Raw genomic sequence first — 21,121 nt, forward strand, 5'->3', positions numbered from 1 at the left:
AGGCTATCGTGCGGCGTGTCCCAGGCTTTTCGTTGTTCATCGTTCTGCTCGCCGCGGTGTGCGCCACCGCGGGCGCGGCCAACGCGCAGGAGCGATATCCGGTCGAATTCAACTTCTTCGCGGGCATTCCCGCCGAACTGTCCAATCCGGGCGGCTCGCTGCCCGGCACCAACGACTGGTCCTGCCGGCCGGACTCCGAGCATCCGAACCCGGTGGTCCTCGTGCACGGCACCGGTGGTGGCGCACAGACGAATTGGGGCGTGTACGCGCCTTTGCTGGCCAACGAGGGCTACTGCGTGTACTCGGCCACGTTCGGGGCCTACGACCTGCCTTGGCCCGCTTCGGCCATCGGGGGCATGCTCCCGATCGAGCAGAGCGCGGCCCAGCTCGCCGCTTTCGTCGACCGGGTGCGCGCCGCGACCGGCGCGCAGAAGGTCGACCTGATCGGCCATTCCCAGGGCAACTTCATCGGCAACTACTTCGTCAAACGGCTCGCGGGCGCGGGCAAGGTGGACAAGATGGTCGGCCTGGCCCCGCCGTGGCTGGGCTCGAACGCGTACGGTATGGCGGACCTGAACGCGTTCGGTACGCGGCTTGGCCTCGGCCCGCTGTTCGACGCCGTGGCCGGATCACCCTGCAATGCCTGCCGCCAGGTGCTGCAAGGGTCGGAGTTCGTGCGCGCGCTCAACGCGGACGGCGTCTACCACCCCGACGTGACCTACACCAATATCGCGACCGTGCTGGACGAACTGGTGGTGCCGTACACCTCCGGATTGGTCACCGGCCCCCGCGTGACGAACATCGTGGTTCAGGACGGCTGCTCGACGGACTACTCTGGGCATACGGGCATAGCGGGCAGCAAGAGGGCCGCGACCTACGTGCTCAACGCGCTCGATCCCGCTCATCAACGCCCGGTGCCCTGCGGTTTCGTCGACCCGTACACGGGGTAGGCAGCCGAGGTCGTACGTGTGCGGCGCGGATCCGGCCGACGGACGGTTTGTTCGCTGAGGGCAAAACCCGGCCGGAAACGAATCCCGCGGCGCCCACGTTATGAGTGAATGACCGTGCTGTCGCCGGTCGGCAATAGGGTGGACCGGCGGCGGTGGCATCCCCCGCCAACTAGAGTGGAGGCGGGGGCCGCAACCCCCGGGCTTCATGGCAGGCTGACGCCCACGGTTGTTGTACACAGCACACTGCGGCGTCTGTTGCCAGAATGTCGGAGCAGGAGAGTGAGGGAGCGATGTTCGAGAGGTTCACCGACCGCGCGAGGCGTGTCGTTGTCCTGGCCCAGGAAGAGGCCCGGATGCTCAACCACAACTACATCGGCACCGAGCACATCCTGCTGGGGCTGATTCACGAGGGTGAGGGCGTCGCGGCCAAGTCGCTGGAGTCGCTCGGCATTTCGCTGGAAGGCGTGCGCAGCCAGGTGGAGGAGATCATCGGCCAGGGCCAGCAGGCCCCGTCCGGTCATATCCCGTTCACCCCGCGCGCCAAGAAGGTGCTGGAGCTGAGCCTTCGCGAGGCGCTGCAGCTCGGTCACAACTACATCGGCACCGAGCACATCCTGCTCGGCCTCATCCGTGAGGGCGAAGGTGTGGCGGCGCAGGTGCTGGTGAAGCTGGGCGCCGATCTCAACCGTGTGCGCCAGCAGGTCATCCAGTTGCTGTCCGGGTACCAGGGCAAGGAGCCGGTGGAGTCCGGTTCGCGCGGCGAGGCGGGCACCCCGTCCACCTCGCTGGTGCTCGACCAGTTCGGTCGCAACCTGACGCAGGCCGCGCTCGAGGGCAAGCTCGACCCGGTCATCGGCCGCTCGAAAGAGATCGAGCGCGTCATGCAGGTGCTCAGCCGCCGTACCAAGAACAACCCGGTGCTGATCGGCGAGCCCGGCGTCGGCAAGACCGCCGTCGTCGAGGGGCTCGCGCAGGCCATCGTCAACGGCGAGGTCCCCGAGACGCTGAAGGACAAGCAGCTCTACACCCTCGACCTGGGCTCCCTGGTCGCGGGCAGCCGCTACCGCGGTGACTTCGAAGAGCGCCTGAAGAAGGTGCTCAAGGAGATCAACACCCGCGGCGACATCATCCTGTTCATCGACGAGCTGCACACGCTGGTCGGTGCGGGCGCCGCCGAGGGCGCGATCGACGCGGCTTCCATCCTGAAGCCGAAGCTGGCCCGCGGCGAGCTGCAGACCATCGGCGCGACCACCCTCGACGAGTACCGCAAGTACATCGAGAAGGACGCCGCTCTGGAGCGCCGGTTCCAGCCGGTGCAGGTGGGCGAGCCGACCGTCGAGCACACCATCAACATCCTCAAGGGTCTGCGCGACCGCTACGAGGCGCACCACCGCGTCTCCATCACCGACGGCGCGCTGGTGGCCGCCGCCACCTTGGCCGACCGCTACATCAACGACCGGTTCCTGCCGGACAAGGCGATCGACCTGATCGATGAGGCGGGCGCGCGTATGCGCATCCGTCGCATGACCGCGCCGCCGGACCTGCGCGAATTCGACGACAAGATCGCCGAGGCGCGCCGGGAGAAGGAGTCCGCGATCGATGCGCAGGACTTCGAGAAGGCCGCGCGACTGCGCGACAAGGAGAAGCAGCTCCTCGCCAAGCGGGCCGAGCGGGAGAAGCAGTGGCGCTCCGGTGACCTGGATGTCGTGGCGGAGGTCGACGACGAGCAGATCGCCGAGGTGCTGGCGAACTGGACCGGTATCCCGGTGTTCAAGCTCACCGAGGAGGAGACCACCCGTCTGCTCCGCATGGAGGACGAGCTGCACAAGCGGATCATCGGCCAGGAGGACGCGGTCAAGGCCGTCTCCAAGGCCATCCGCCGTACCCGTGCCGGCCTGAAGGACCCGAAGCGCCCGTCCGGCTCGTTCATCTTCGCCGGCCCGTCCGGTGTCGGTAAGACCGAGCTGTCCAAGGCGCTGGCGAACTTCTTGTTCGGTGACGACGACGCGCTCATCCAGATCGACATGGGCGAGTTCCACGACCGCTTCACCGCCTCGCGGCTGTTCGGTGCCCCTCCGGGCTACGTCGGCTACGAAGAGGGCGGCCAGCTCACCGAGAAGGTGCGCCGCAAGCCGTTCTCGGTCGTGCTGTTCGACGAGATCGAGAAGGCACACCAGGAGATCTACAACACCCTGTTGCAGGTGCTGGAGGACGGCCGCCTCACCGACGGCCAGGGCCGGACCGTGGACTTCAAGAACACGGTGCTGATCTTCACCTCGAACCTCGGCACCTCGGACATCTCGAAGGCCGTCGGCCTGGGCTTCTCGCAGTCCAACAACGAGGGCTCGAACTACGAGCGGATGAAGCTCAAGGTCAACGACGAGCTGAAGAAGCACTTCCGGCCCGAGTTCCTCAACCGCATCGATGACGTGATCGTCTTCCACCAGCTCACCAACGAGCAGATCGTCGAGATGGTGGACCTGATGATCGGCCGCGTCGCCACGCAGCTGAAGAACAAGGACATGGCGATCGAGCTCACCCCGACCGCCAAGAGCCTGCTGGCCAAGCGCGGCTTCGATCCCGTGCTCGGTGCCCGGCCGCTGCGCCGCACCATCCAGCGCGAGATCGAGGACCAGCTGTCGGAGAAGATTCTCTTCGGCGAGATCGGTCCGGGCCAGGTCATCCAGGTCGATGTCGAAGGCTGGGACGGCGAGGGCTCCGGCGAGGACGCCAAGTTCACCTTCACCGGTAAGGCGAAGCTGACCAAGGCGCAGTCCGAGGAGAAGCCGGAAGTCGTGCTGACCGGCGCGGCCGAAGGCGCCACCGAGGCTGCCTCGGGCGAGTAAGTCTCGAAAGAAAGCCCGTGCCCACCGTATGGCGGTGCGCACGGGCTTTTTCGTGTTCCGGTGGCGGATCGGATCAGGAACTCGATGCGGCGAAATGAGCGAGGATCGGTGCGAAGTCGTCGGCGAGTTCCCCGGGCACGATCACCTCGTCGATGCCGTACTTCTCGAGGCGACGCTCGAGGATCTCGGCGGCGGCCGACGGCTCCGCCGGAAGCACTCCTGCCGCGCCCGCGTCCCTGAGCTCATCGGCGTTCCGGCCGAGCTTCGTCGCGATCCAGATCGGGAGCCGCTGCCCGATGCCGACCAGCTGATGGGTGAAGCGCAGGGGGCGGTCGGTGCTGTCTCGCGCGGTGCGGACCAGGTCGGCCAACTCGGCGTCGGTGGCGGCGGGCCCCGCGGCGAGCAGAATGCGGTCGGCGAATTCCGCCGCCGTTCCCAGCATCCTGGGGCCGTTGGCGGCGATCACGATCGGTGGGGCGGGGTTCACTTCAGCACGCACGGCGGCAATGGTGGCGACCACCTGCGCGCGTCGTTGTCCGGGCGAACCCCAGGACGCCCCGAGCCGCTGCGCTTCGGCGGCGGCGTCCGGTCGCCCCGAGCCGACCCCTAGTTCGAAGCGCCCGTCCGACAGCAGTTGCAGGGCCGCGGTCTCCCGGACGGTGGCGGCAGGGGTACGCAGCGGTGCGGCGAGGACGTTCGGGCGCAAGTGAATAGTCGTGGTGACGGCGGCCGCGGCGGCGAGGGCCGGGAACGGTGAAGGGGTGAACCGGGTGTCGGGCAGTAGAAGGGTCCGGTAGCCGCGCTGTTCGGCGGCGGCCGCCTCGCGCGCCCAGCCGGCTCCCGAGCGCGGGGTGAGGACGATGCCGAAGGTCATGGTCATGGGCGGGATCTCCTGATCTACTGCTTGCCGCGCCGCCGCGGCTCGCTGAGCACGGCGAGCCTGCTGCGGTACTGCTCCTCGGTGATCTCGCCGCGGGCGAACGCGGTGCGCAGGGCGCCGATACCGCTCGCATGTCCGATGAACCGCCGCCGGGCGAATACCAGCACCGCCACGACGGTCATCCAGAACAACAGAGGGAAGATCCAGAAGAACGGCGCAGGGTGCCAGGCGCCGTCGTAGTGGCCGGCCAGGAAACTCACGGCCTCGGGTCGAGTGAAAATGTTCATGTGAAAAGACTGCGCCGAGGGGCACGTCCGGGCATCGGTCGCGCGTCGTCACTCGGAATACGTTCGGATACGTACGCTCGACGTTGCGTACGGTCCTCGCACGGTGATTTACCAGTTATTTGCTGAAGGGCGTTATCCCTGCAAAATGTGGTTCGCTGAAGAATTGCCATCGGGGCGGTATCCCGGCGATGGGGTGAGGACGCCGTACCGATTTCGACGTCTTCCGCATCTGCCGACGGCAGCGAGGCGAAGAACATGGAAGCCGGAGCGCGAGCTACACCATCCGCCGGAATCATCGAGTTTCGAATTCGATCGGCGGGTCGGCTGCCCTGACGACCGGTGCGGCCGGTATCGAGTTCCCCGCAGGCGAGAACCGTTCTTCACTGCCAGCCAGGGCGGACGAGCCCTGATTCATAGGCCATCACCACCAATTGGGTGCGATCCCTGGCGTGCAGTTTGGTGAGAATCCGGCTGACGTGGGTGCGGGCGGTCGCGGGACTCATGTACAGGCGTTCCCCGATTTCGGCATTGGTCAGTCCCTCGGCCACCAGAGCCATCACCTCGCGTTCGCGGTCGGTGAGCTCGGCCGGCGTGGCGGGCGGCGGTGTTTTGGCGCGCGCGGAGAACTCCGTGATCAGTCTGCGGGTCACGCCGGGGGAGAGCAGCGCGTCGCCCGCGGCGACCACGCGGACGGCTCGCACGAGATCTGCCGGTTCGGTGTGCTTGACCAGGAATCCGGACGCGCCGGAGCGCAGCGCCTCGAAGACGTACTCGTCGAGCTCGAAGGTGGTCAGCACGACCACGCGCACCTCGGCCAGCCGCGGGTCCTCGGCGATCATGCGGGTGGCGGCCAAACCGTCCAGGACGGGCATGCGGATGTCCATCAGGACCACGTCGGGGCGCAGACTGCGGGTCATCCGGACGGCCTGCTCGCCGTTGTCCGCCTCGCCGACCACCTCGATGCCGTCCTGGGCGTCCAGCAGCGCGACGAAACCGCCGCGCACCAACGCTTGGTCGTCGGCCACCAGCACCCGGATGCCGCCGGACGGAGTGGACGCCGGGTCCGCCCGGGCTGGATCGTCCTGGTCGTACATCCGTCTCCTCTCCCGAGGGCTGTCTCGTCCAGTCAGTGCTGCGGGCGACCGGCGGAGGTGCTCGGTCGACCGGTGGTGTCAGCGGGTCGGCCCGGCGGCGTAGGCGACTCGGCCTCGCTCCTGCCTGTGGTGGCCGACGTGCCCGCGGCGGTCGATCCGGACATCTCGTCACCGGTCGGCGAAGTTCCCGGCCGCTCCATGCCAGGTCTCTCCGCGCCGGGGCCCGTCGCGTCCGGACCTGCGGCGCCCGGCTCCGGTGCGCCCGATCTCTTGCCGCGCTGCGCGATTCTTCTCGCTGTCCCGGCGCCGCGTATCCGCGTGCTGGCCGTCGCGGAGCGTTGATCCGGCCGGTTCGAAGGCGCGTCGTTCTGGGCTTGCGCTGGCGATGCCGCGTCGTTTTGGGGTTGCGCTGGCGATGCTGCGTCGTTTCGGATTTGCGCTGGCGATGACGCGTTGTTTTGGGCTCGCGCCGACGATGCCGCGTCGTTTTGGGCTTGCGCTGGCGATGACGCGTTGTTTTGGGCTCGCGCCGACGATGCCGCGTCGTTTTGGGCTTGCGCTGGCGATGACGCGTTGTTTTGGGCGCGCGCCGATGATGCTGCGTTGTTTTGGGCTTGCGCGTTCGACGCTCGAGTGTTCTGAGTCTGCGCTTCTGACGCACCGGTGCCCCGAGCGTGTGGTCCCGACGCCGTCAGTGTTCCGGGGGCGGCTTTGTCGGCGCCGGGTTCGGGTGTCCTCGTGGGAAGCCGTGCGGCGACCCGGAACCCGCCGCTGGGACGGGGACCCGCGGTGAGAGCGCCGCCGAGGGCGTGGGTGCGTTCGCGCATGCCGATGATGCCGTTGCCGCCGCCGTTGCCGGAGCGCGTGGGAGCACTGGTCGGGCGGGTGTTGTCGACGGTGATGTCGACCGAGTCCGGGGTGTAGCGCACGGTCACCGTGGCCTCGGCTCCGGGTGCGTGGCGGAGCACGTTGGTCAGCGACTCCTGGACTATCCGCGCCGCCGCCACGTCGATCACGCTGGGCAACTGCTGCGGTGTGCCGAGCACTCGCGTGCCGACCGTCAGTCCGGTGGCGCGGGGGCGCTGCAACAAGTCGTCCAAGTCGCCGATGCTCGGCGCGGGAGCCCGCGGTGCGGGCGGCGGCTCGGCCGCTGTCGTGCGCAGAGCGCTGTCCTCCGCGTCAGCCGCAGGCGTCTGCTCGCGGGGAGCTGCGGGCGCGGTGCCGGAGCGGATCGTATGCAGGAGCGCATGCACCTCGGCGAGGGCGTCGCGACTGGCGTTCTTGATCGCCGTGAGCGCCTTCTCCGCCTGCTCCGGGCGTTTGTCGAGCAGTTCCAGCGCCACCGAGGACTGCACGTTGATCATCGAAAGGCTGTGGGCCAGCACGTCGTGCAATTCGCGCGCGATGGCGAGCCGCTCGTCGCTGGCTCGTCGCTCGCGCTGCGCTTCCTCGTCCCGCTGCGCGGCCTCGGCGCGCTGCCTGCGCGCGACCAGCACGGCCTTGCGCTGCCGGATGCCCTCGGCCGCCAGCAGCAGCACCGACAGCCACGCCATCAGCGCGAACACCTGCCACAGGTCGGCGGGGCGGCCCAGCAGCGCGGGCAGCGGCCAGACCAGCGCCAGATACCCGAGCGGGACCAGCGGATAGGTCCACCACCGTGACCCGCTGCTCGCGGCGGTCAAGAACGCGACGACCAGTGCGACGAAGATCGGGCCATACCCGTAGCCCCGGAGGAAGTACGCGAGACAGACGGCGAGCACGACGATCAGCACGGGCACCGGCTGCACGCGCCGCCAGATCAACGCGACCGGCCCGGCCAGCAGCAGCACGTAACCGAGCGCGTCGAGGGAGTGCACTCCGGTCTGCCGCATATTCGCGAAAGTGCCTCCGACCACTTGAACCGCGGCGACGACGAGCGCGACGCCCCAGTCCCAGCCGACCGAACTCCGATCCGTAATCCCTGCCACCCGCACCCACGTAGCCTATGCGGCTCGGTCGTGATTCGACGTCCGCCTGGGAACGTATTTCGCCGGAATAGTGCCGATTCGAATGTTCGCCTACGAGTTCGGTCTTTCCGGAAGCGACCGGGCGCCGGCCGACTCGGCAGGGCCACGGGGCCGCGAGCGAGTGCTGTCGTTCCAGCTACGTATGCCGATCGTCGCCCGCCGACGGATGTCCGCATCGGGTCGGCGGCGGATTCTCGAGGCATGACGGATTCGATCGTGGTCACCCGAGGGTTGACCAAACGCTACGGGGCGCACACCGCTGTCGAGGATGTGAGCATGAGCGTCGCGGCCGGCGAGATCTACGGCTTCCTCGGCCCGAACGGCGCGGGCAAGACCACCACACTGCGCATGCTGGCGGGGCTGATCCGTCCGAGCGAAGGCACGGCCACGGTCGCGGGGCGTCGTCCCGGTGATCCCGCGGTGGTCCGCCGGATCGGCGTGCTCATCGAGGGCCCCGGCTTCTACCCGTACCTTTCCGGCCGCGACAACCTGCGCGTGCTGGCCGACTATCGCGGGCTCGGGCGGCCGGAGGTGGAGGACGTGCTCGAGCGGGTGGGGCTGGCGGGTCGCGGCGAGGACAAGTACCGCACGTACTCGCTGGGCATGAAACAGCGCCTCGGGGTGGGCGCCGCCCTGCTCGGCGACCCGGACCTGCTGATCCTGGACGAGCCGACGAACGGCCTCGACCCCGCCGGTATGGCCGAAATGCGCGACCTCATCACCACTTCGGCCGCCGAGGGCCGCACGGTGCTGCTGTCGAGCCACATGCTCAGCGAAGTGCAGGCGATCTGCGACCGGGTGGGCGTGATCGCGCAGGGCAGGCTGATCGCCGAAGCGACCGTCGCGGAGTTGCGCGGGAATTCGTCGCTGCTGCTGCGGGCCGAGCCGGTGGAAGTGGCCTTCCCCGCCGTGCGGCGGCTGGTGGGCGAACGATCGGCGCTGCTGACCGCGAAGGGCATCCGGATCGAGTCGGACACCGTCAGCGCGCCCGCGGTGGCACGCGCGGTGGTGGCGTCGGGCGCGGATCTGCTGGAACTGCGGGCCGAGGAGAAGTCCCTGGAGGACGTGTTCTTCGAGATGACGCGATGGGAGGCCGCGCGATGAATGGCACGGCGATCCGCGACCTGGTCGCGAGCACGAAGGCGGAAATGCTGCGGATGCGGAAGTGGCCGGCGTTCTGGATCGTGCTCGGCACGTGGCTTCTGCTGAATCTCACGTTCGCCTATCTGTTCAACTATCTGGCCTACACCTCGGGGGAATCGAGCCGGATGTCCAACGGCCTGCCGCGCGAGGCTCTGCTGCAGCAGCTGTTGCCCGCCGCGGTGCCGGAAGTGTTCACCCAAGGCATGGCGATGTTCGGCGGCGCGCTGATGCTCATCCTCGGCGCTTTGACGGTCGGCAGCGGATATGGCTGGGGCACCTGGAAGACCGTGTTCACCCAGGGGCCTGCACGGGCCCAGGTGGTCGCCGCGGTAGTGGTGAGTCTCGCGGCAGTGGTGGTGGCGCTGGTGTGCACGGCATTCGTCGCCGACATCGCGGTGGCCGCGCTGATCGCGGCGTCTCAGTCGCAGCCGCTCGCCCTGCCCGCGCTGGACCGGTCACTGCTCGGAATCCTCACGGGGGGCGTCATTCTCGGCATGTGGACACTGGCGGGAGCGTTGATCGGCGCGATCGCCCGCGGGCCCGCGCTTGCCGTGGGGCTCGGCCTGGTCTGGGTGCTGGTGGTGGAGAATTTGCTGCGCGGCGTCGCCGGGATCTTCGCGCCGATCGGGGTGATCACCGATCATCTGCCCGGCACGGCGGCCGGGTCACTGGCGGGGGCGATGCGCACTGTGGACGGTCCTGCCACGCCAGGCGTGCTGCACGTGCTCTCCCGGACCGAATCGCTGATCGTGCTGGTGGTCTACCTGGTGCTGTTCGCGGGCGGCACGATCTGGCTGCTGCGTCGACGCGATGTGGTGTGAACCACGACTCGACGGCCGTGCTCACCTCTGCGTGAGCACGGTTTCGGCGATCACCTGGAGCGCGTCGGCGATCTGTCCGGAAGTCAGGCCGCGCTCGCGTTGCTGCCGATAGACCTCGGCCGCCAGTGGTGCGAGGAGCGGGTCGACCAGTGCGTCCGGTTCGCGAATCCCCGCCGCCACCACCAACGCTCGCACATGGGCGTACCAGAATCCGTAAGCCCCGGTCGCGAAGCGGGCCCCGCCGATCTCCGCGCCGAGTACGAGATGGGCGTGCGCGTCCAGCAATCCGACCATCGCGGCGTAGAACGCGCCCAGTCTCTTCGCTGGGGGAGCTCCGGGCCCGAGCGGCGGCGGACCGGAGAGCAGTTTCTCTTGCAGCGCTCGCTCGTGTTCGTCGAGCAGGGCTACGGCGACCGAATTGGTGTCCGGATAGCGCCGGTAGAGGGTGCCGCGGCCGACGCCTGCGGCCTTCGCGATGTCGTCCATCGTCACCGTGCGTGGGTCCCGGGCGGCGAACAACTCGGCCGCGGCGGCGAGCACTTTGGCTCGGTTGCGGGCCGCGTCCGCGCGTTCCGGGGCCGCCGACCGGCCCGGACCGAGGCCTGCGAGCAGATCGGATCGGGGGTGCATGCCGTGACTGTAGCCGATCGGACGATAAGTGGACAACATGTCCATATTGCGCGTACGGTGGGCTCGACGCTAATCGGACAATATGTCCACTTAATCGGAGGTCGGATCATGAGCACCCTGTTGCACCTCGACGCCAGCGCCCGGCGACGGTCGATCAGCCGGGAACTGAGCGGCGCTTTCGCCGACGCGTGGCGCGCACGGCATCCGGACGGCGGCTACCACTACCGCGACCTCGCCGCCGAGCCGGTGCCGTTCATCGGCGAAGCGTGGACCGAGCTGTGCGACGCCGTGCTCGCCTTGCCGAGCACCGACCCGGCGCGGCTCGGTGCCTTGGTGCGCACCCCGGCGCAGGCCGCCGCATGGAAGGTCGTCGAGCCGTTGCTCGCCGAGCTGCTCGCGGCGGATGTGATCCTGATCGGCACCCCGATGTACAACTACTCGATCCCGGCCTCGCTCAAAGCATGGCTGGACCAGGTGACCTTTCCGCGAATGTCGCTGGGCCACCGTCGGTTCGTCGTGACGAGCGCGCGCGGCGGTGCTTACTCGCCCGGCGCCCCCAAAGCCGCCTACGACTATCAGGAGCGCTTTCTGCGCGACTTCTTCGCGGGCCATTTCGCCGTATCCGACGTCGTTTTCGTGCACGCGGAACTCGCGAATGCCCGTCAGGACCCGGCCCTGGCGCACCGGCGCGCCGAGCACGACGCGTCGTATGCGCGCGCTTCGGCCGCCGTCAGCGCTCTTGCCGGGGAGTACTGACATGAACTGGGTAGTTCTCGTCGCCGCCGGGCTGGTGGAGATCGTCTGGTCGCAGAGCATCAAACCGACCGAGAATTTCACCAGGCTGGTCCCCACCCTGGTCTGTTTCGTGCTCGGCGCGACCGCCGTCTACTTGCTGTCCCGCGCCATGCAGACGTTGCCGGTCGGTACCGCCTACGCGGTGTTCACCGGCATCGGCGCGCTCGGCGCGATCACCCTCGGCATCGTGGTCCACAAGGACCCGCTCGGCGCCGGGCGCTTGCTGGCGCTCGCGTTGATCCTCGGCGGCATCGTGCTGGCCAGGATCACGAACCCGGAGTAGGCCCCCGACCGCGCGGATTCGCTTGGGCGTGGGGCACTTACCGCTGACGCGCGCACCGTGTCCGAGCGCCGCGTCGCGGCGAACGCGATCGGTGAACCGGTGGGCCGGGGCGCGTCGGCCGGGGTAGGTTCGTCCTGAATCGTCTAATGATCATCGGCGAAAGGACCGTGATGCCCACACGTACCGCGCGTACTGCCTGGACCGGCACCCTGCAGGAGGGTTCCGGACAGGTCGAACTGGCCAGTTCGGGGGTCGGTAAGTACGACGTGTCGTTTCCCAAGCGTTCCGCCGAGGAGGCCGACGGCACTACCAGCCCGGAGGAACTGATCGCGGCCGCGCACTCGTCCTGCTACGCGATGGCGCTGTCGGCGCAGATCGGCAACGCGGGCGGCACCCCGGAGAGCCTGGACGTCACCGCCGATGTGACCCTCGGCCCCGATCCGGCGGGCGGCTTTCGGATCACCGGGATCAAGCTGACCGTCCGCGGTCGCGTCTCGGGCATCGACGCGGACGCCTTCCATGCCGCGGCCGAGGCCGCCAAGGCGGGCTGCCCGGTCAGCAAGGCCCTCGCCGGCGTCGACCACATCACCCTCGACGCGGCCCTCGCGTAGCACGCCGTTGCCCCGCATCCCCCATGGGTGCGGGGCGCGAAGCGTGTGCGGCGGATCAGCGCTCGTGGAAGTAGCGGCGCGCGGGCCGGGTGTAGAGCGCCGGGATGGCGATCAGCACGGCGATGACGTGAACCGCGCGGAAGGCGGCGAGCAGCAGTAACGCGGGTGCGGCATCCCGCACGAGGTCGCGCAGTTCGTTCGCGGACATGGCCGCGGCGAGCGGCTCGATGAGCAACGGCAACAACCCGAAGACGCCGATGCCGACCGTGAGGAACAGGCGGGCCCATCGGTCGCCGCGGGTCATCCGCACCGCGACGGCGAGCACCAGAAGGTAGATCGCCATGCGAAGGCCCAGCCCGGTCGCGACGCTCGCCGGGTCGGCTGCGGGGGACAGGAAGGCTCGCGCGATCGTCTCCGCGACGCCCGCGACCAATGCCACCACCAATGCGACGAACGCGACACGGACGGCGCGTGGTGGTCCAGCAGGGTAGACGCGCAATGGCTTGGTCCAGACGGGAAAGGCGGTGCCGGTCATGGGACCGACACTGCCGCAGCGCTGCTAGGCGCGAATCACTCCGCGGTAGCGGCCGCGACCCGTACCGGGGTATCGGTGCGTGTCGCGAACTCACTGAGCGCCGCGAAACCGAGGGCCAGGCATACCCACAGGGTCGCTGTCTCGGCCAACGACGCCACCCGGAACTGCCACAGCAGGGTGGCGGGGAAGTCCGCGCTCACCTCGTTCACGCCGGGCAGCAGGATGTATCCGAGCGTGGTCACCAGGACGAACGCCGCGACGCCTCCGATCAACCGGAACGTGGGAAGTTGCCCGCGCAGCGCGGTGAACACCGCCACCGCCACGCCGACGGCCACGAGGCCCAGCACGACCGCCGCCACCCACAGCAGGGTGCGCTCGTTGATGGTGTCCGGGTCGCCCACCGCCGGTGGGTTGGCCGGGTACTTGAAGAAGGGCACCGCGACGATCGCGGCCCAACCCGCCACGCCGAGCGCCAGTGCGAGCCGTGGACCGGTCAGCGTGGTGTGGCGGCGCGCGAAATGCGCGACCGAGGCGTAGATGGCGCCGAGTGCGAGCCCGGCCAGGCCGAGCGCGAGAAACTGCCCGAACTTCTGGCCGCCGCGGCTCACCAGCGGTTCTTCCTCGTCACCGTGGGAATGTCCGCCCGGCGGTCGGGCGTCGCCGTGCGCGTGCGGCGATTCGGCGTGTTCGCCGTGCGGGTGTTCGCCGGCGGAGTCGGCTTCCTCGATGGCGATGGCGGCGTCCACCTTGGGTTCACCGACGAAGTAACCGACTGTGGCGGCCAGCAGTCCGGCGATCAAACCGGCCAGCAGGCCGCGCAGCAGCAGGGTTCGGAGCGAACCGATCAGTGGCACGGAAGCCCCAGCAGGTGGCGTCCGTCGTGCATCAGCTCATGCAGGTACATCCCGCTGCGCGAGATGACGCCCTGGTCGAACCCGACCAGGTACAGCGTGAGCAGTGCGAGAAGAACGACACCGACCGTGACGAGCACGGTGGCCAGGGAATCGGTTGCCCGGCTGGGTGAATGCGCGATGGCCATTCGAGTCCTCCTTGGGATACGCGTCCCGTCGGGTGGTGGCGCGACGGTGCCGGTGTCTGGCTTTCCGGCACCGGACTCGGTGCGTGGAACACAGTGGCGCGACCGCTCCGGAATCTCACCGGAATTACCGCGTCACCCTCGCGTTTGTCCTTCGAACTGTGACACCCGCACCGCCCCGGCGTCAACCGGGTCCGGCACGGGCGTACCACGGCGTCGGGCGAGTCGCCGGGCAGGCGGGCCTGCCCGGCGGTAGGTCTCGGACTCAGTTCGCGGGCTTCGCGTCGACGTCGAGCACGACCTCGAACTCCAGCAGGGACGCACCCGTCGAGACCGGCTTCTGCCGCTCGCCCGCGTGCGCCTCGCGCGCGGGCCCGTCCCGCCAAGCCGCGAAGGATTCTTCCGAATCCCATTGCGTCACCACGAAATAGCGCTTCTCACCGGCCACCGGACGCAGCAACTGGAAGCCGAGGAAGCCGGGGGAGTTCTCGACCGCGTGCGCACGGTGGGCGAACCGCTTCTCCAGCTCGGGGCCCGCGCCCTCGGGAACCTCGATCGCGTTGATCTTCACAACAGCCATGCGTCCAAGCTAGCGGCTGCTGCCGAGCAGACGCTCGGTGACTCGTATTGTCGAGGCGATGTTGTACGACGAAGGCGGAGCAGGCGCGCCGATCCTGCTGCTGCACGGACTGATGGGCCGCGCGCGCACCTGGCGCGATCAGCTGGGCTGGCTGCGCGAATACGGCCACGTCTACACCTTCGACGCCGCCGGGCACGGCAGGCCCGCGCCGGTGCAGCTGACCACCGAGGCGTTCGTCGCCGACCTCGCCGCTTGCACCGCCGCGATCGCCGAGCCGATGGTGGTGATCGGCCATTCGATGGGCGCGCTGCACGGCTGGGTGTTCGCCGCTACCCACCCCGAGCGGGTCCGGGCGCTGGTGATCGAGGACATCGCGCCGGACTTCACCGGCCGCACCGCCGCGCACTGGGCGGCCATGATCGAGGCATGGCCGCAGCCGTTTCCCGACGACGAGGCGGTGTTGTCCTTCTTCGGGCCGGTCGCCGGGCGGTACTTCCTGAATTCGTTCGAGCGCGGGCCGGAGGGATACCGGCTGCACGGCTCGGTCACCACCTTCCGCGATATCTCCGAGGAGTGGGGAACGCGCGACTTCTGGCGGCAATGGCATGCGGTGCGAGTCCCCGCCCTGCTGCTGGAAGGCGAGCACAGCATCACCCCGCCGGGGCAGATGCGGCAGATGGCCGCCGCGCACCCGGGCGCCGACTACGTCCTCGTCCCCGGCGCGGGCCACCTCGTCCACGACGACCAACCGGAGCGCTATCGAGCGGAAGTCGAGCGCTTCCTGCGACGAATATCGGGCAGCTAGGGACTTCGGCGCTTCCGTCGGGCGGCCCGATGTCGGTTCAGCTGATCACCTCGGGATGCCCGCCCTCGCCCGCCAAGGCGAACAAACCGTCGGGTGTCTGTTCGATCAGACCGTCCACCAGCAGCGAATCCAGAGCGCGGTCGCGCTGGCCCGGATCGCGGGTCCAGGCCAGATCCAGGCGCATCCGTTCCACCGGACCGCTGGCGTGCCGCAAAACGTCGAGCAGGCGACCGCGCGCTTGCCGGTCGGTGCCCTCGTACTTCTGGGTGCGGCGGACCACGTCGCTCACCGGACGGCCCGCGGCGACCCACGCGCAGTCCGGCAACGGGCAGCGCGAGCAGTCGGGCGTGCGGGCAGTGCACACGGTCGCGCCGAGCTCCATCAGGGCGGCGGAGAACACCGCCGCGCGGTCGACCTGGAGCGGCAGCAGCGCCTCGGTTTCAGGGAGGTCCCGCGACGACGGATTGCCCGCCTCGGCGCGCCCGTGCACCGCCCTGGCAACCACCCGCCGGACGTTGGTGTCCACCACCGGAACACGCTGACCGTAGGCGAAACAGGCGACGGCGCGCGCGGTGTAGGCCCCGATACCGGGCAACCCGAGCAGCACCTCCACATCGGCGGGCACCTCGTCACCGTGCTCGGCCGCCAGTACCCGGGCGCACTCGTGCAACCGCAGCGCGCGGCGCGGATAGCCCAGCTTGCCCCAGGCGCGCAGCACTTCCGCCTGCGACGAGGCGGCCATCGCCGAAGGGACCGGCCAGCGCGCCACCCACTCCCGCCAGATCGGTTCCACCCGAACGACCGGGGTCTGCTGCAGCATGATCTCGCTCATCAGAATCTGCCACGCGGTGACGCCGTCGCGGCGCCACGGCAGATCGCGCGCGGTCGCTGCGTACCAGTCCAGCAACGTGTCCGCGTCGATGCCCTTCGGTGCGCCGTTCCGCACTGTCCTCACTATCCCCGTCCTACGGCCGCCAGGCGGTATTTGCCCACCCGTAACCGACCGAACTCGCTGGTAGCACAAACCATCCTGCACAATGGTCGGTATGCCGGATTCCAACCCGATCAGTGCCTGGAAGTCCCTGCGTGAAGGCAACGACCGCTTCGTCAGTGGTGCGCTGCTGCATCCTAGCCAGGGTGCCGCGGACCGGGCCAAGCTTGTCAGCGGCCAGCATCCGCACGCGATCTTGTTCGGTTGCGGCGACTCCCGGGTCGCCGCCGAACTGATCTTCGACCAAGGTCTCGGCGACATGTTCGTGGTGCGTACCGCGGGCCATGTGGTCGACAGCTCGGTGCTCGGTTCGATCGAGTACGGGGTGCAGGTGCTCAACGTGCCGCTCATCGTAGTGCTCGGGCACGACAGCTGCGGAGCCGTGAAGGCCACCATCGACGCGCTCGACGGCGGCGAGGTCCCCGGCGGGTTCATCCGTAGCGTGGTCGAGCGAGTCACCCCGTCCATCCTGGTCGGACGCCGGGAAGGACTGTCCACCGTCGACGAGATCGAGGCCAGGCACGTGGTGGAGACCAGTCGCCTGCTCATGCAGCGGTCGATGATCATCTCGCAAGCGGTGGCGACCGGCGCGTGCGCCATCGCCTCCGTGACCTACAAGCTGGCCGAGGGCAAAGTGCAGCTGCACCGGGTCGTCGGCAACATCGGCGAGGAGGCCTGAGGCCGCGATCGGCCCAGCGTGCCGGCGGAATGTACTCGTCGCCCGCGGGTGCGGGCGGCCGACACGCCGTGCCCCTGAGACGATGCGCCCGACCATGCCCTTACCGTTGAGGCGTGCTGGAACCGAATGGACCGCTGCCACCGGAGATCTACTGGCGTCGACGCGTGTTCGCCATCGGAATCCTGGTGGTCGCCCTGGCGCTGGTGATCTGGGTCGTGCTCGCGGTCGCGCGCGGCGGCGACTCGCCCGGTGACTCCCGCACCGCCGGGTCCAGCACGGTCACGGCCGAGCCCGCCGAGGCCGCGGCCAAGCCGTCGGGCGAGTCCGGCGCGCCGAAGACCTCCGCGGCGGCGAGCAGTGCCGCGGCAGGGCCGTGCCCGGACCAATCGCTGGCGATCAAGGTGACCGTCGAGCAGCCCACCTACAAGACCGGCGAGCAGCCGGTGTTCGGCATCGTCATCACGAACATCTCGGCGGTGCCGTGCACCCGGGACATGGGCTCCGGCCTGCAACAGGTCTCGGTGCACACGCTCGACGGCCAGCGGCGTCTGTGGTCGAGCACCGACTGCTATCCGGACGGGCAGCCCGACGTCCGCACGATGAGCCGCGGCGAACAGGCGGCGTTCACGGTGACCTGGTCGGGCACCACGTCCCAGCCCAGCTGCGCGGGCGAACGCGTCCAGGTCCCCCCGGGGGCGTACAGCGTTGTCGCGCAACTCGGTTCGGTACGCAGCATGGCGGAGCCGTTCAACATCGCTTGAGAAAAGCGGTCAGCCGGCGGCCTCTTCGGGCGCGGCCCGTAGTTTGCGCAGGCCGGCTATGCGGATGGCCGAGCGGAGGTCGTTCACCTCGTAGACCTTCATGGTGCTCTGCACCGGCGCGAGGCCGGGCGGCACCAGGGCCGTGGTGAAGCCGAGCCGTTCGGCTTCGGCCAGCCGCCGGTTGAGGCCGGTCACTTTGCGGACCTCGCCCGCGAGCCCCACCTCGCCGAGGATCACCCAGCCCGGCGGGATCGGAACGTCGGACTCGGCACTGGCGATGGCGAGCGCGATGGCCAGGTCGGCGGACGGCTCGACCAGCCGCATGCCGCCGACCGTCGCGGCGTAGACGTCGCTCTTACCGAGGAACACCCGGCCCCGGCTCTGCAGGACGGCCAGCACCATGGCGACGCGGTTGTAGTCCAGGCCGCTCACCGCGCGGCGCGGCTGCGGGATCTCGGTCTTCACGGTCAGGCCCTGCACCTCGCCGACCAGCGGACGCTTGCCGTCCATCGCGACGGTCACCGCGGTGCCCGGCACGGAATCCGTCCGGTGGTGCAGGAACAGTCCGGACGGGTCGTCGACGCAGGCGATGCCGTCCTCGTGCAACTCGAAGCAGCCCACCTCGTCGGCGCTGCCGAAGCGGTTCTTGATGCCGCGCACCATGCGCAGTGTGGAGTTCTTGTCGCCTTCGAACTGCAGGACCACGTCGACCAAGTGCTCGAGCGTGCGCGGGCCCGCGACATTGCCGTCCTTGGTGACATGCCCGACCAGCAGCACCGCGATCCCGCTCGCCTTGGCCAGCGAGGTCAGCGCGGCGGTCACCTCGCGGACCTGGGTGACGCCGCCGATCACGCCGTCCACCTCCGGGGCGAGCATCGTCTGCACCGAGTCGACCACCAGCAGCGTGGGGCGCACCTGCTCGACGTGTCCGAGCACGATCGACAGGTCCGATTCCGCGGCCAGATAGACCCGGTCGTGCACCGCGCCGGTGCGATCGGCCCGCAATCGCACCTGCCCCGCCGATTCCTCGGCGGTCACGTACAGCGACTTCTCCTCGCGCTGGGCCGCCCAGCGATGCGCCACCTCGAGCAGCAGCGTCGACTTGCCCACCCCCGGCTCGCCGGACAGCAACACCACCGAGCCGGGCACCACACCGCCGCCGAGCACCCGGTCCAGCTCGCTGACGCCGGTCGGCCGCGCTTTGGTGACCTTGGAATCGATCTGCGAGATCGGCGCGGCCGCGGTACTGGGCAACATCGCCTTGCGCCCGGGAGCCCCGACCGCCCCCGCCCCGGCGACCACCTCGTCGACGGTGCCCCAGGCCCCGCACTCAGGACACTTGCCCACCCACTTGGCGACTTCGTGCGAACAGGCGGAGCACCGAAAGGTCGGCTTGGTCTTTGCCACACGGGCACCATACGCACCACCGCCGACAGTGTTTGTTTTCCAGCGCCTGCGGCGCTGGGTGTTCGCGGAGCCGGGCCGCGAACCGGCAATGCTCGGTCTCGCTCCGCTCGGAAGACGTGGTCGGGGTGAGCCGGGTGCGTCGGTAGCGCGGACACGAAGGGGTACGCGGATCAGCTGTTCGAGCCCGTTCGGCGGGGGTCTTATGAGCGCCGTTCACGGACCGGTTCGTGTCCGGGTGGCGACGCAGTCGCGAGTCTCACCCGCCCGGACACGAACCGCTGAGGGGCCGCGAACCCGCCGCGCCGTAGGCGCGGCGAATCGGACACGGCTCAGTGGCCGCCGGAGTGCTCGGCTTCGGCCGGACCGGACTTGTCGGACTCGTGGCGCTCGGTGTGCTCACCGGCGTCGACCGGGACCTGGACCTGGACGGTGCCGTTCTGCTTGAAGTTGAACGAGACGTTGTAGGTCAGGCCCGGGGTGACGTCCCTGGTGAGGCCGGTGATCTCGATCAGGATCGGATTGGCTTCCGGGTCCTCGGAGGCGGCCGGGGAGCCGTGCTCGCCCGCGCCGTGTGAGTCGGCGGTGGTGGTCGGCGCGGCGGAACGGGGCGCGGAGGTGGGCGCGGCGGCGCTCGTGGTCGGCGCGGCGCTGGTCGTGGTGGACGCGGCTTCGCGCTTGACCGGGTGGTCGGCCGCGACGACGGTCTGCTGCGGGGCGAGCTCGACGACGGATTTGCCGGAGGCCGGGGTGATCTTGACGGTGCCGAGGTCGGTGGTGATGCTGGTCAGCTCGTCGCGGACGGACTCGCCGTTGTTGATGATGGACAACGCGATGAGCGCCTTGCCGCCTTTGGCGTTGTTGTAGGCGGTGCCCTCGGTGGGGTACACGATGTGCACGTTGCGCAGCGCGATGCGGCCGACGTCGGCGTGGTTGCCGTTCACGGCGGCGACCTGCTCCGCGGTCTGCGAGATCTGGCCCGCGCCGCAGCCCGACAGCGCGATCGCCGCTCCGGCGGCGAGTGCGGCAACCGTCACCATGCGACGTCGCGCCCCCTTCGGGGCGGTCACAGCTTTCAGGGCAGTCACGGGTTGTCCCTCCATGTCGACCGGGCTCTGGCTCCGCGCGGGAGCGTAGTAACTAGGCAGCGTAGTAGTTCCCTCGGCGGACCGGGCGCGGGGGCCGTGGGAACGCGGACGCGGCATCGCGAAGCGAATGCGCGGTGCGCGGCGGGCCACGGGACATCCGGGCCGACACTCGGCGTGTCGATAACGGTTCGATCGAGCTTCGGAGGTTGCCGCGAAGGTGCCGGCGCGCGGGAGGCGAGCGACGCGGAATGAGCCGGAAGATAACCCCTTCTGGCACAACGTAATGCACACCGCCTGGCATCTGTCAAGCCCCACGGTGGCCTCGTTGTGGCCCTGACCTGCACAGTTGATCGCGCCGTTATCGAGTCGCATGTTAAACTGTGAACATCGAAAGGGGCACGGGACACATGATTTTTAAGGTCGGAGACACCGTCGTTTACCCCCACCACGGAGCGGCGCTGATCGAAGCAATCGAGACTCGCACCATCAAGGGTGAGCAAAAAGAGTATCTGGTCCTGAAGGTCGCCCAAGGCGATCTCACTGTTCGGGTTCCCGCGGAGAACGCCGAATACGTCGGCGTGCGTGACGTCGTGGGTCAAGAGGGTCTCGATCGGGTCTTCCAGGTGCTTCGCGCGCCGCATACGGAGGAGCCGACCAACTGGTCCCGCCGCTACAAGGCCAACCTCGAGAAGCTCGCCTCCGGCGATGTGAACAAGGTGGCCGAGGTCGTTCGCGATCTGTGGCGCCGGGAACAGGACCGCGGCCTGTCCGCAGGCGAGAAGCGCATGCTCGCCAAGGCGCGGCAGATTCTCGTCGGTGAGCTCGCGCTGGCCGAAGGCACCGATGACGGCAAGGCCGAGACCCTGCTCGACGAGGTCCTCGCAGCGGCTTCCTGA

Annotated in this window: 23 protein-coding genes; 11 read left to right on the forward strand and 12 right to left on the reverse strand. The window is 69.0% G+C overall.

Translation table 11 applies throughout. The annotated features are described in order from the left end of the window. Positions 1-32: 32 nt before the first annotated feature. Positions 33-950 (forward strand): esterase/lipase family protein, encoded by a 918-nt coding sequence (locus GVY64_RS15485; protein WP_442939590.1) that lies wholly within the window; start codon positions 33-35, stop codon positions 948-950. Positions 951-1,240: 290 nt separating this feature from the next. Continuing rightward, positions 1,241-3,796 (forward strand): ATP-dependent Clp protease ATP-binding subunit, encoded by a 2,556-nt coding sequence (locus GVY64_RS15490; protein ID WP_159841930.1) that lies wholly within the window; start codon positions 1,241-1,243, stop codon positions 3,794-3,796. Positions 3,797-3,869: 73 nt separating this feature from the next. On the opposite strand, the gene GVY64_RS15495 is transcribed toward GVY64_RS15490, so the two are convergent. From GVY64_RS15495 to GVY64_RS15510, 4 genes are all read right to left on the reverse strand, one after another. Next, complete coding sequence (locus GVY64_RS15495; RefSeq protein WP_236566856.1) at positions 3,870-4,676, reverse strand: LLM class flavin-dependent oxidoreductase; 807 nt, start codon at positions 4,674-4,676, stop codon at positions 3,870-3,872. A gap of 17 nt (positions 4,677-4,693) precedes the next feature. Next, positions 4,694-4,963, reverse strand: coding sequence for a hypothetical protein (locus GVY64_RS15500; RefSeq protein WP_159841932.1), 270 nt, complete (start codon positions 4,961-4,963; stop codon positions 4,694-4,696). Positions 4,964-5,343: 380 nt separating this feature from the next. Further along, a complete protein-coding gene (locus tag GVY64_RS15505) occupies positions 5,344-6,057 on the reverse strand; it encodes a response regulator transcription factor (RefSeq protein ID WP_159841934.1) in 714 nt (237 codons plus the stop codon). Positions 6,058-6,089: 32 nt separating this feature from the next. Further along, on the reverse strand, positions 6,090-8,030 hold the full coding sequence (locus GVY64_RS15510; protein WP_236566857.1) for a histidine kinase: 1,941 nt from the start codon (positions 8,028-8,030) through the stop codon (positions 6,090-6,092). A gap of 234 nt (positions 8,031-8,264) precedes the next feature. Between GVY64_RS15510 and GVY64_RS15515 the strand changes: the two genes are divergently transcribed. Further along, positions 8,265-9,167 (forward strand): ABC transporter ATP-binding protein, encoded by a 903-nt coding sequence (locus GVY64_RS15515; protein ID WP_159841936.1) that lies wholly within the window; start codon positions 8,265-8,267, stop codon positions 9,165-9,167. Beyond that, positions 9,164-10,027, forward strand: coding sequence for an ABC transporter permease subunit (locus GVY64_RS15520; RefSeq protein WP_159841938.1), 864 nt, complete (start codon positions 9,164-9,166; stop codon positions 10,025-10,027). The genes GVY64_RS15515 and GVY64_RS15520 overlap by 4 nt, the downstream gene beginning before the upstream one ends. A gap of 21 nt (positions 10,028-10,048) precedes the next feature. On the opposite strand, the gene GVY64_RS15525 is transcribed toward GVY64_RS15520, so the two are convergent. Next, a complete protein-coding gene (locus GVY64_RS15525) occupies positions 10,049-10,657 on the reverse strand; it encodes a TetR/AcrR family transcriptional regulator (RefSeq protein WP_159841940.1) in 609 nt (202 codons plus the stop codon). A 108-nt stretch (positions 10,658-10,765) separates the two neighbouring features. On the opposite strand from GVY64_RS15525, the gene GVY64_RS15530 reads away from it, so the two are divergent. The 3 genes from GVY64_RS15530 (at position 10,766) to GVY64_RS15540 (ending at position 12,346) form a co-directional block, all read left to right on the forward strand. Next, positions 10,766-11,413 (forward strand): FMN-dependent NADH-azoreductase, encoded by a 648-nt coding sequence (locus tag GVY64_RS15530; RefSeq protein ID WP_159841942.1) that lies wholly within the window; start codon positions 10,766-10,768, stop codon positions 11,411-11,413. 1 nt (position 11,414) lies between these two features. Then, complete coding sequence (locus tag GVY64_RS15535) at positions 11,415-11,735, forward strand: DMT family transporter (RefSeq protein WP_159841944.1); 321 nt, start codon at positions 11,415-11,417, stop codon at positions 11,733-11,735. A gap of 170 nt (positions 11,736-11,905) precedes the next feature. Then, positions 11,906-12,346: an OsmC family peroxiredoxin gene (locus GVY64_RS15540; protein ID WP_159841946.1), complete on the forward strand. Its 441-nt coding sequence runs from the start codon at positions 11,906-11,908 to the stop codon at positions 12,344-12,346. A 55-nt stretch (positions 12,347-12,401) separates the two neighbouring features. Here GVY64_RS15540 and GVY64_RS15545 read toward each other — a convergent pair whose 3' ends face one another. From GVY64_RS15545 to mhuD, 4 genes are all read right to left on the reverse strand, one after another. After that, on the reverse strand, positions 12,402-12,881 hold the full coding sequence (locus GVY64_RS15545; protein ID WP_159841948.1) for a hypothetical protein: 480 nt from the start codon (positions 12,879-12,881) through the stop codon (positions 12,402-12,404). Between the two features lie 35 nt (positions 12,882-12,916). Beyond that, the gene (locus GVY64_RS15550) at positions 12,917-13,735 is read right to left on the reverse strand and encodes a CbtA family protein (protein WP_159841950.1); all 819 of its coding nucleotides are present in this window, start codon (positions 13,733-13,735) and stop codon (positions 12,917-12,919) included. Continuing rightward, the gene (locus GVY64_RS15555) at positions 13,726-13,920 is read right to left on the reverse strand and encodes a CbtB domain-containing protein (protein WP_039794710.1); all 195 of its coding nucleotides are present in this window, start codon (positions 13,918-13,920) and stop codon (positions 13,726-13,728) included. Before GVY64_RS15555 ends, GVY64_RS15550 begins: the two co-directional genes overlap by 10 nt. Positions 13,921-14,182: 262 nt before the next feature. Further along, positions 14,183-14,497 (reverse strand): mycobilin-forming heme oxygenase MhuD, encoded by a 315-nt coding sequence (mhuD, locus tag GVY64_RS15560; protein ID WP_039794711.1) that lies wholly within the window; start codon positions 14,495-14,497, stop codon positions 14,183-14,185. Between the two features lie 58 nt (positions 14,498-14,555). Between mhuD and GVY64_RS15565 the strand changes: the two genes are divergently transcribed. After that, the gene (locus tag GVY64_RS15565) at positions 14,556-15,302 is read left to right on the forward strand and encodes an alpha/beta fold hydrolase (RefSeq protein ID WP_159841952.1); all 747 of its coding nucleotides are present in this window, start codon (positions 14,556-14,558) and stop codon (positions 15,300-15,302) included. Positions 15,303-15,339: 37 nt separating this feature from the next. Here the strand turns inward: GVY64_RS15565 and GVY64_RS15570 are convergent, their stop codons facing one another. Beyond that, positions 15,340-16,257: an A/G-specific adenine glycosylase gene (locus tag GVY64_RS15570; RefSeq protein ID WP_442939591.1), complete on the reverse strand. Its 918-nt coding sequence runs from the start codon at positions 16,255-16,257 to the stop codon at positions 15,340-15,342. Between the two features lie 91 nt (positions 16,258-16,348). Between GVY64_RS15570 and GVY64_RS15575 the strand changes: the two genes are divergently transcribed. Further along, the gene (locus GVY64_RS15575; protein ID WP_063022306.1) at positions 16,349-16,972 is read left to right on the forward strand and encodes a carbonic anhydrase; all 624 of its coding nucleotides are present in this window, start codon (positions 16,349-16,351) and stop codon (positions 16,970-16,972) included. Positions 16,973-17,085: 113 nt separating this feature from the next. After that, on the forward strand, positions 17,086-17,733 hold the full coding sequence (locus tag GVY64_RS15580; protein WP_159841954.1) for a hypothetical protein: 648 nt from the start codon (positions 17,086-17,088) through the stop codon (positions 17,731-17,733). A 9-nt stretch (positions 17,734-17,742) separates the two neighbouring features. Here the strand turns inward: GVY64_RS15580 and radA are convergent, their stop codons facing one another. Together radA and GVY64_RS15590 are read right to left on the reverse strand one after the other, a co-directional pair. Further along, positions 17,743-19,140: a DNA repair protein RadA gene (gene radA, locus GVY64_RS15585; RefSeq protein WP_159841956.1), complete on the reverse strand. Its 1,398-nt coding sequence runs from the start codon at positions 19,138-19,140 to the stop codon at positions 17,743-17,745. Positions 19,141-19,469: 329 nt separating this feature from the next. Further along, positions 19,470-20,177 carry a hypothetical protein gene (locus GVY64_RS15590; protein WP_201298033.1) on the reverse strand — a complete coding sequence of 236 codons (708 nt, stop codon included), beginning with the start codon at positions 20,175-20,177 and terminating at the stop codon, positions 19,470-19,472. Between the two features lie 455 nt (positions 20,178-20,632). Between GVY64_RS15590 and carD the strand changes: the two genes are divergently transcribed. Then, the gene (carD, locus tag GVY64_RS15595) at positions 20,633-21,121 is read left to right on the forward strand and encodes an RNA polymerase-binding transcription factor CarD (RefSeq protein ID WP_011206964.1); all 489 of its coding nucleotides are present in this window, start codon (positions 20,633-20,635) and stop codon (positions 21,119-21,121) included.

Source organism: Nocardia sp. CY41 (assembly GCF_009829325.1).
Classification (GTDB): Bacteria; Actinomycetota; Actinomycetes; order Mycobacteriales; family Mycobacteriaceae; genus Nocardia.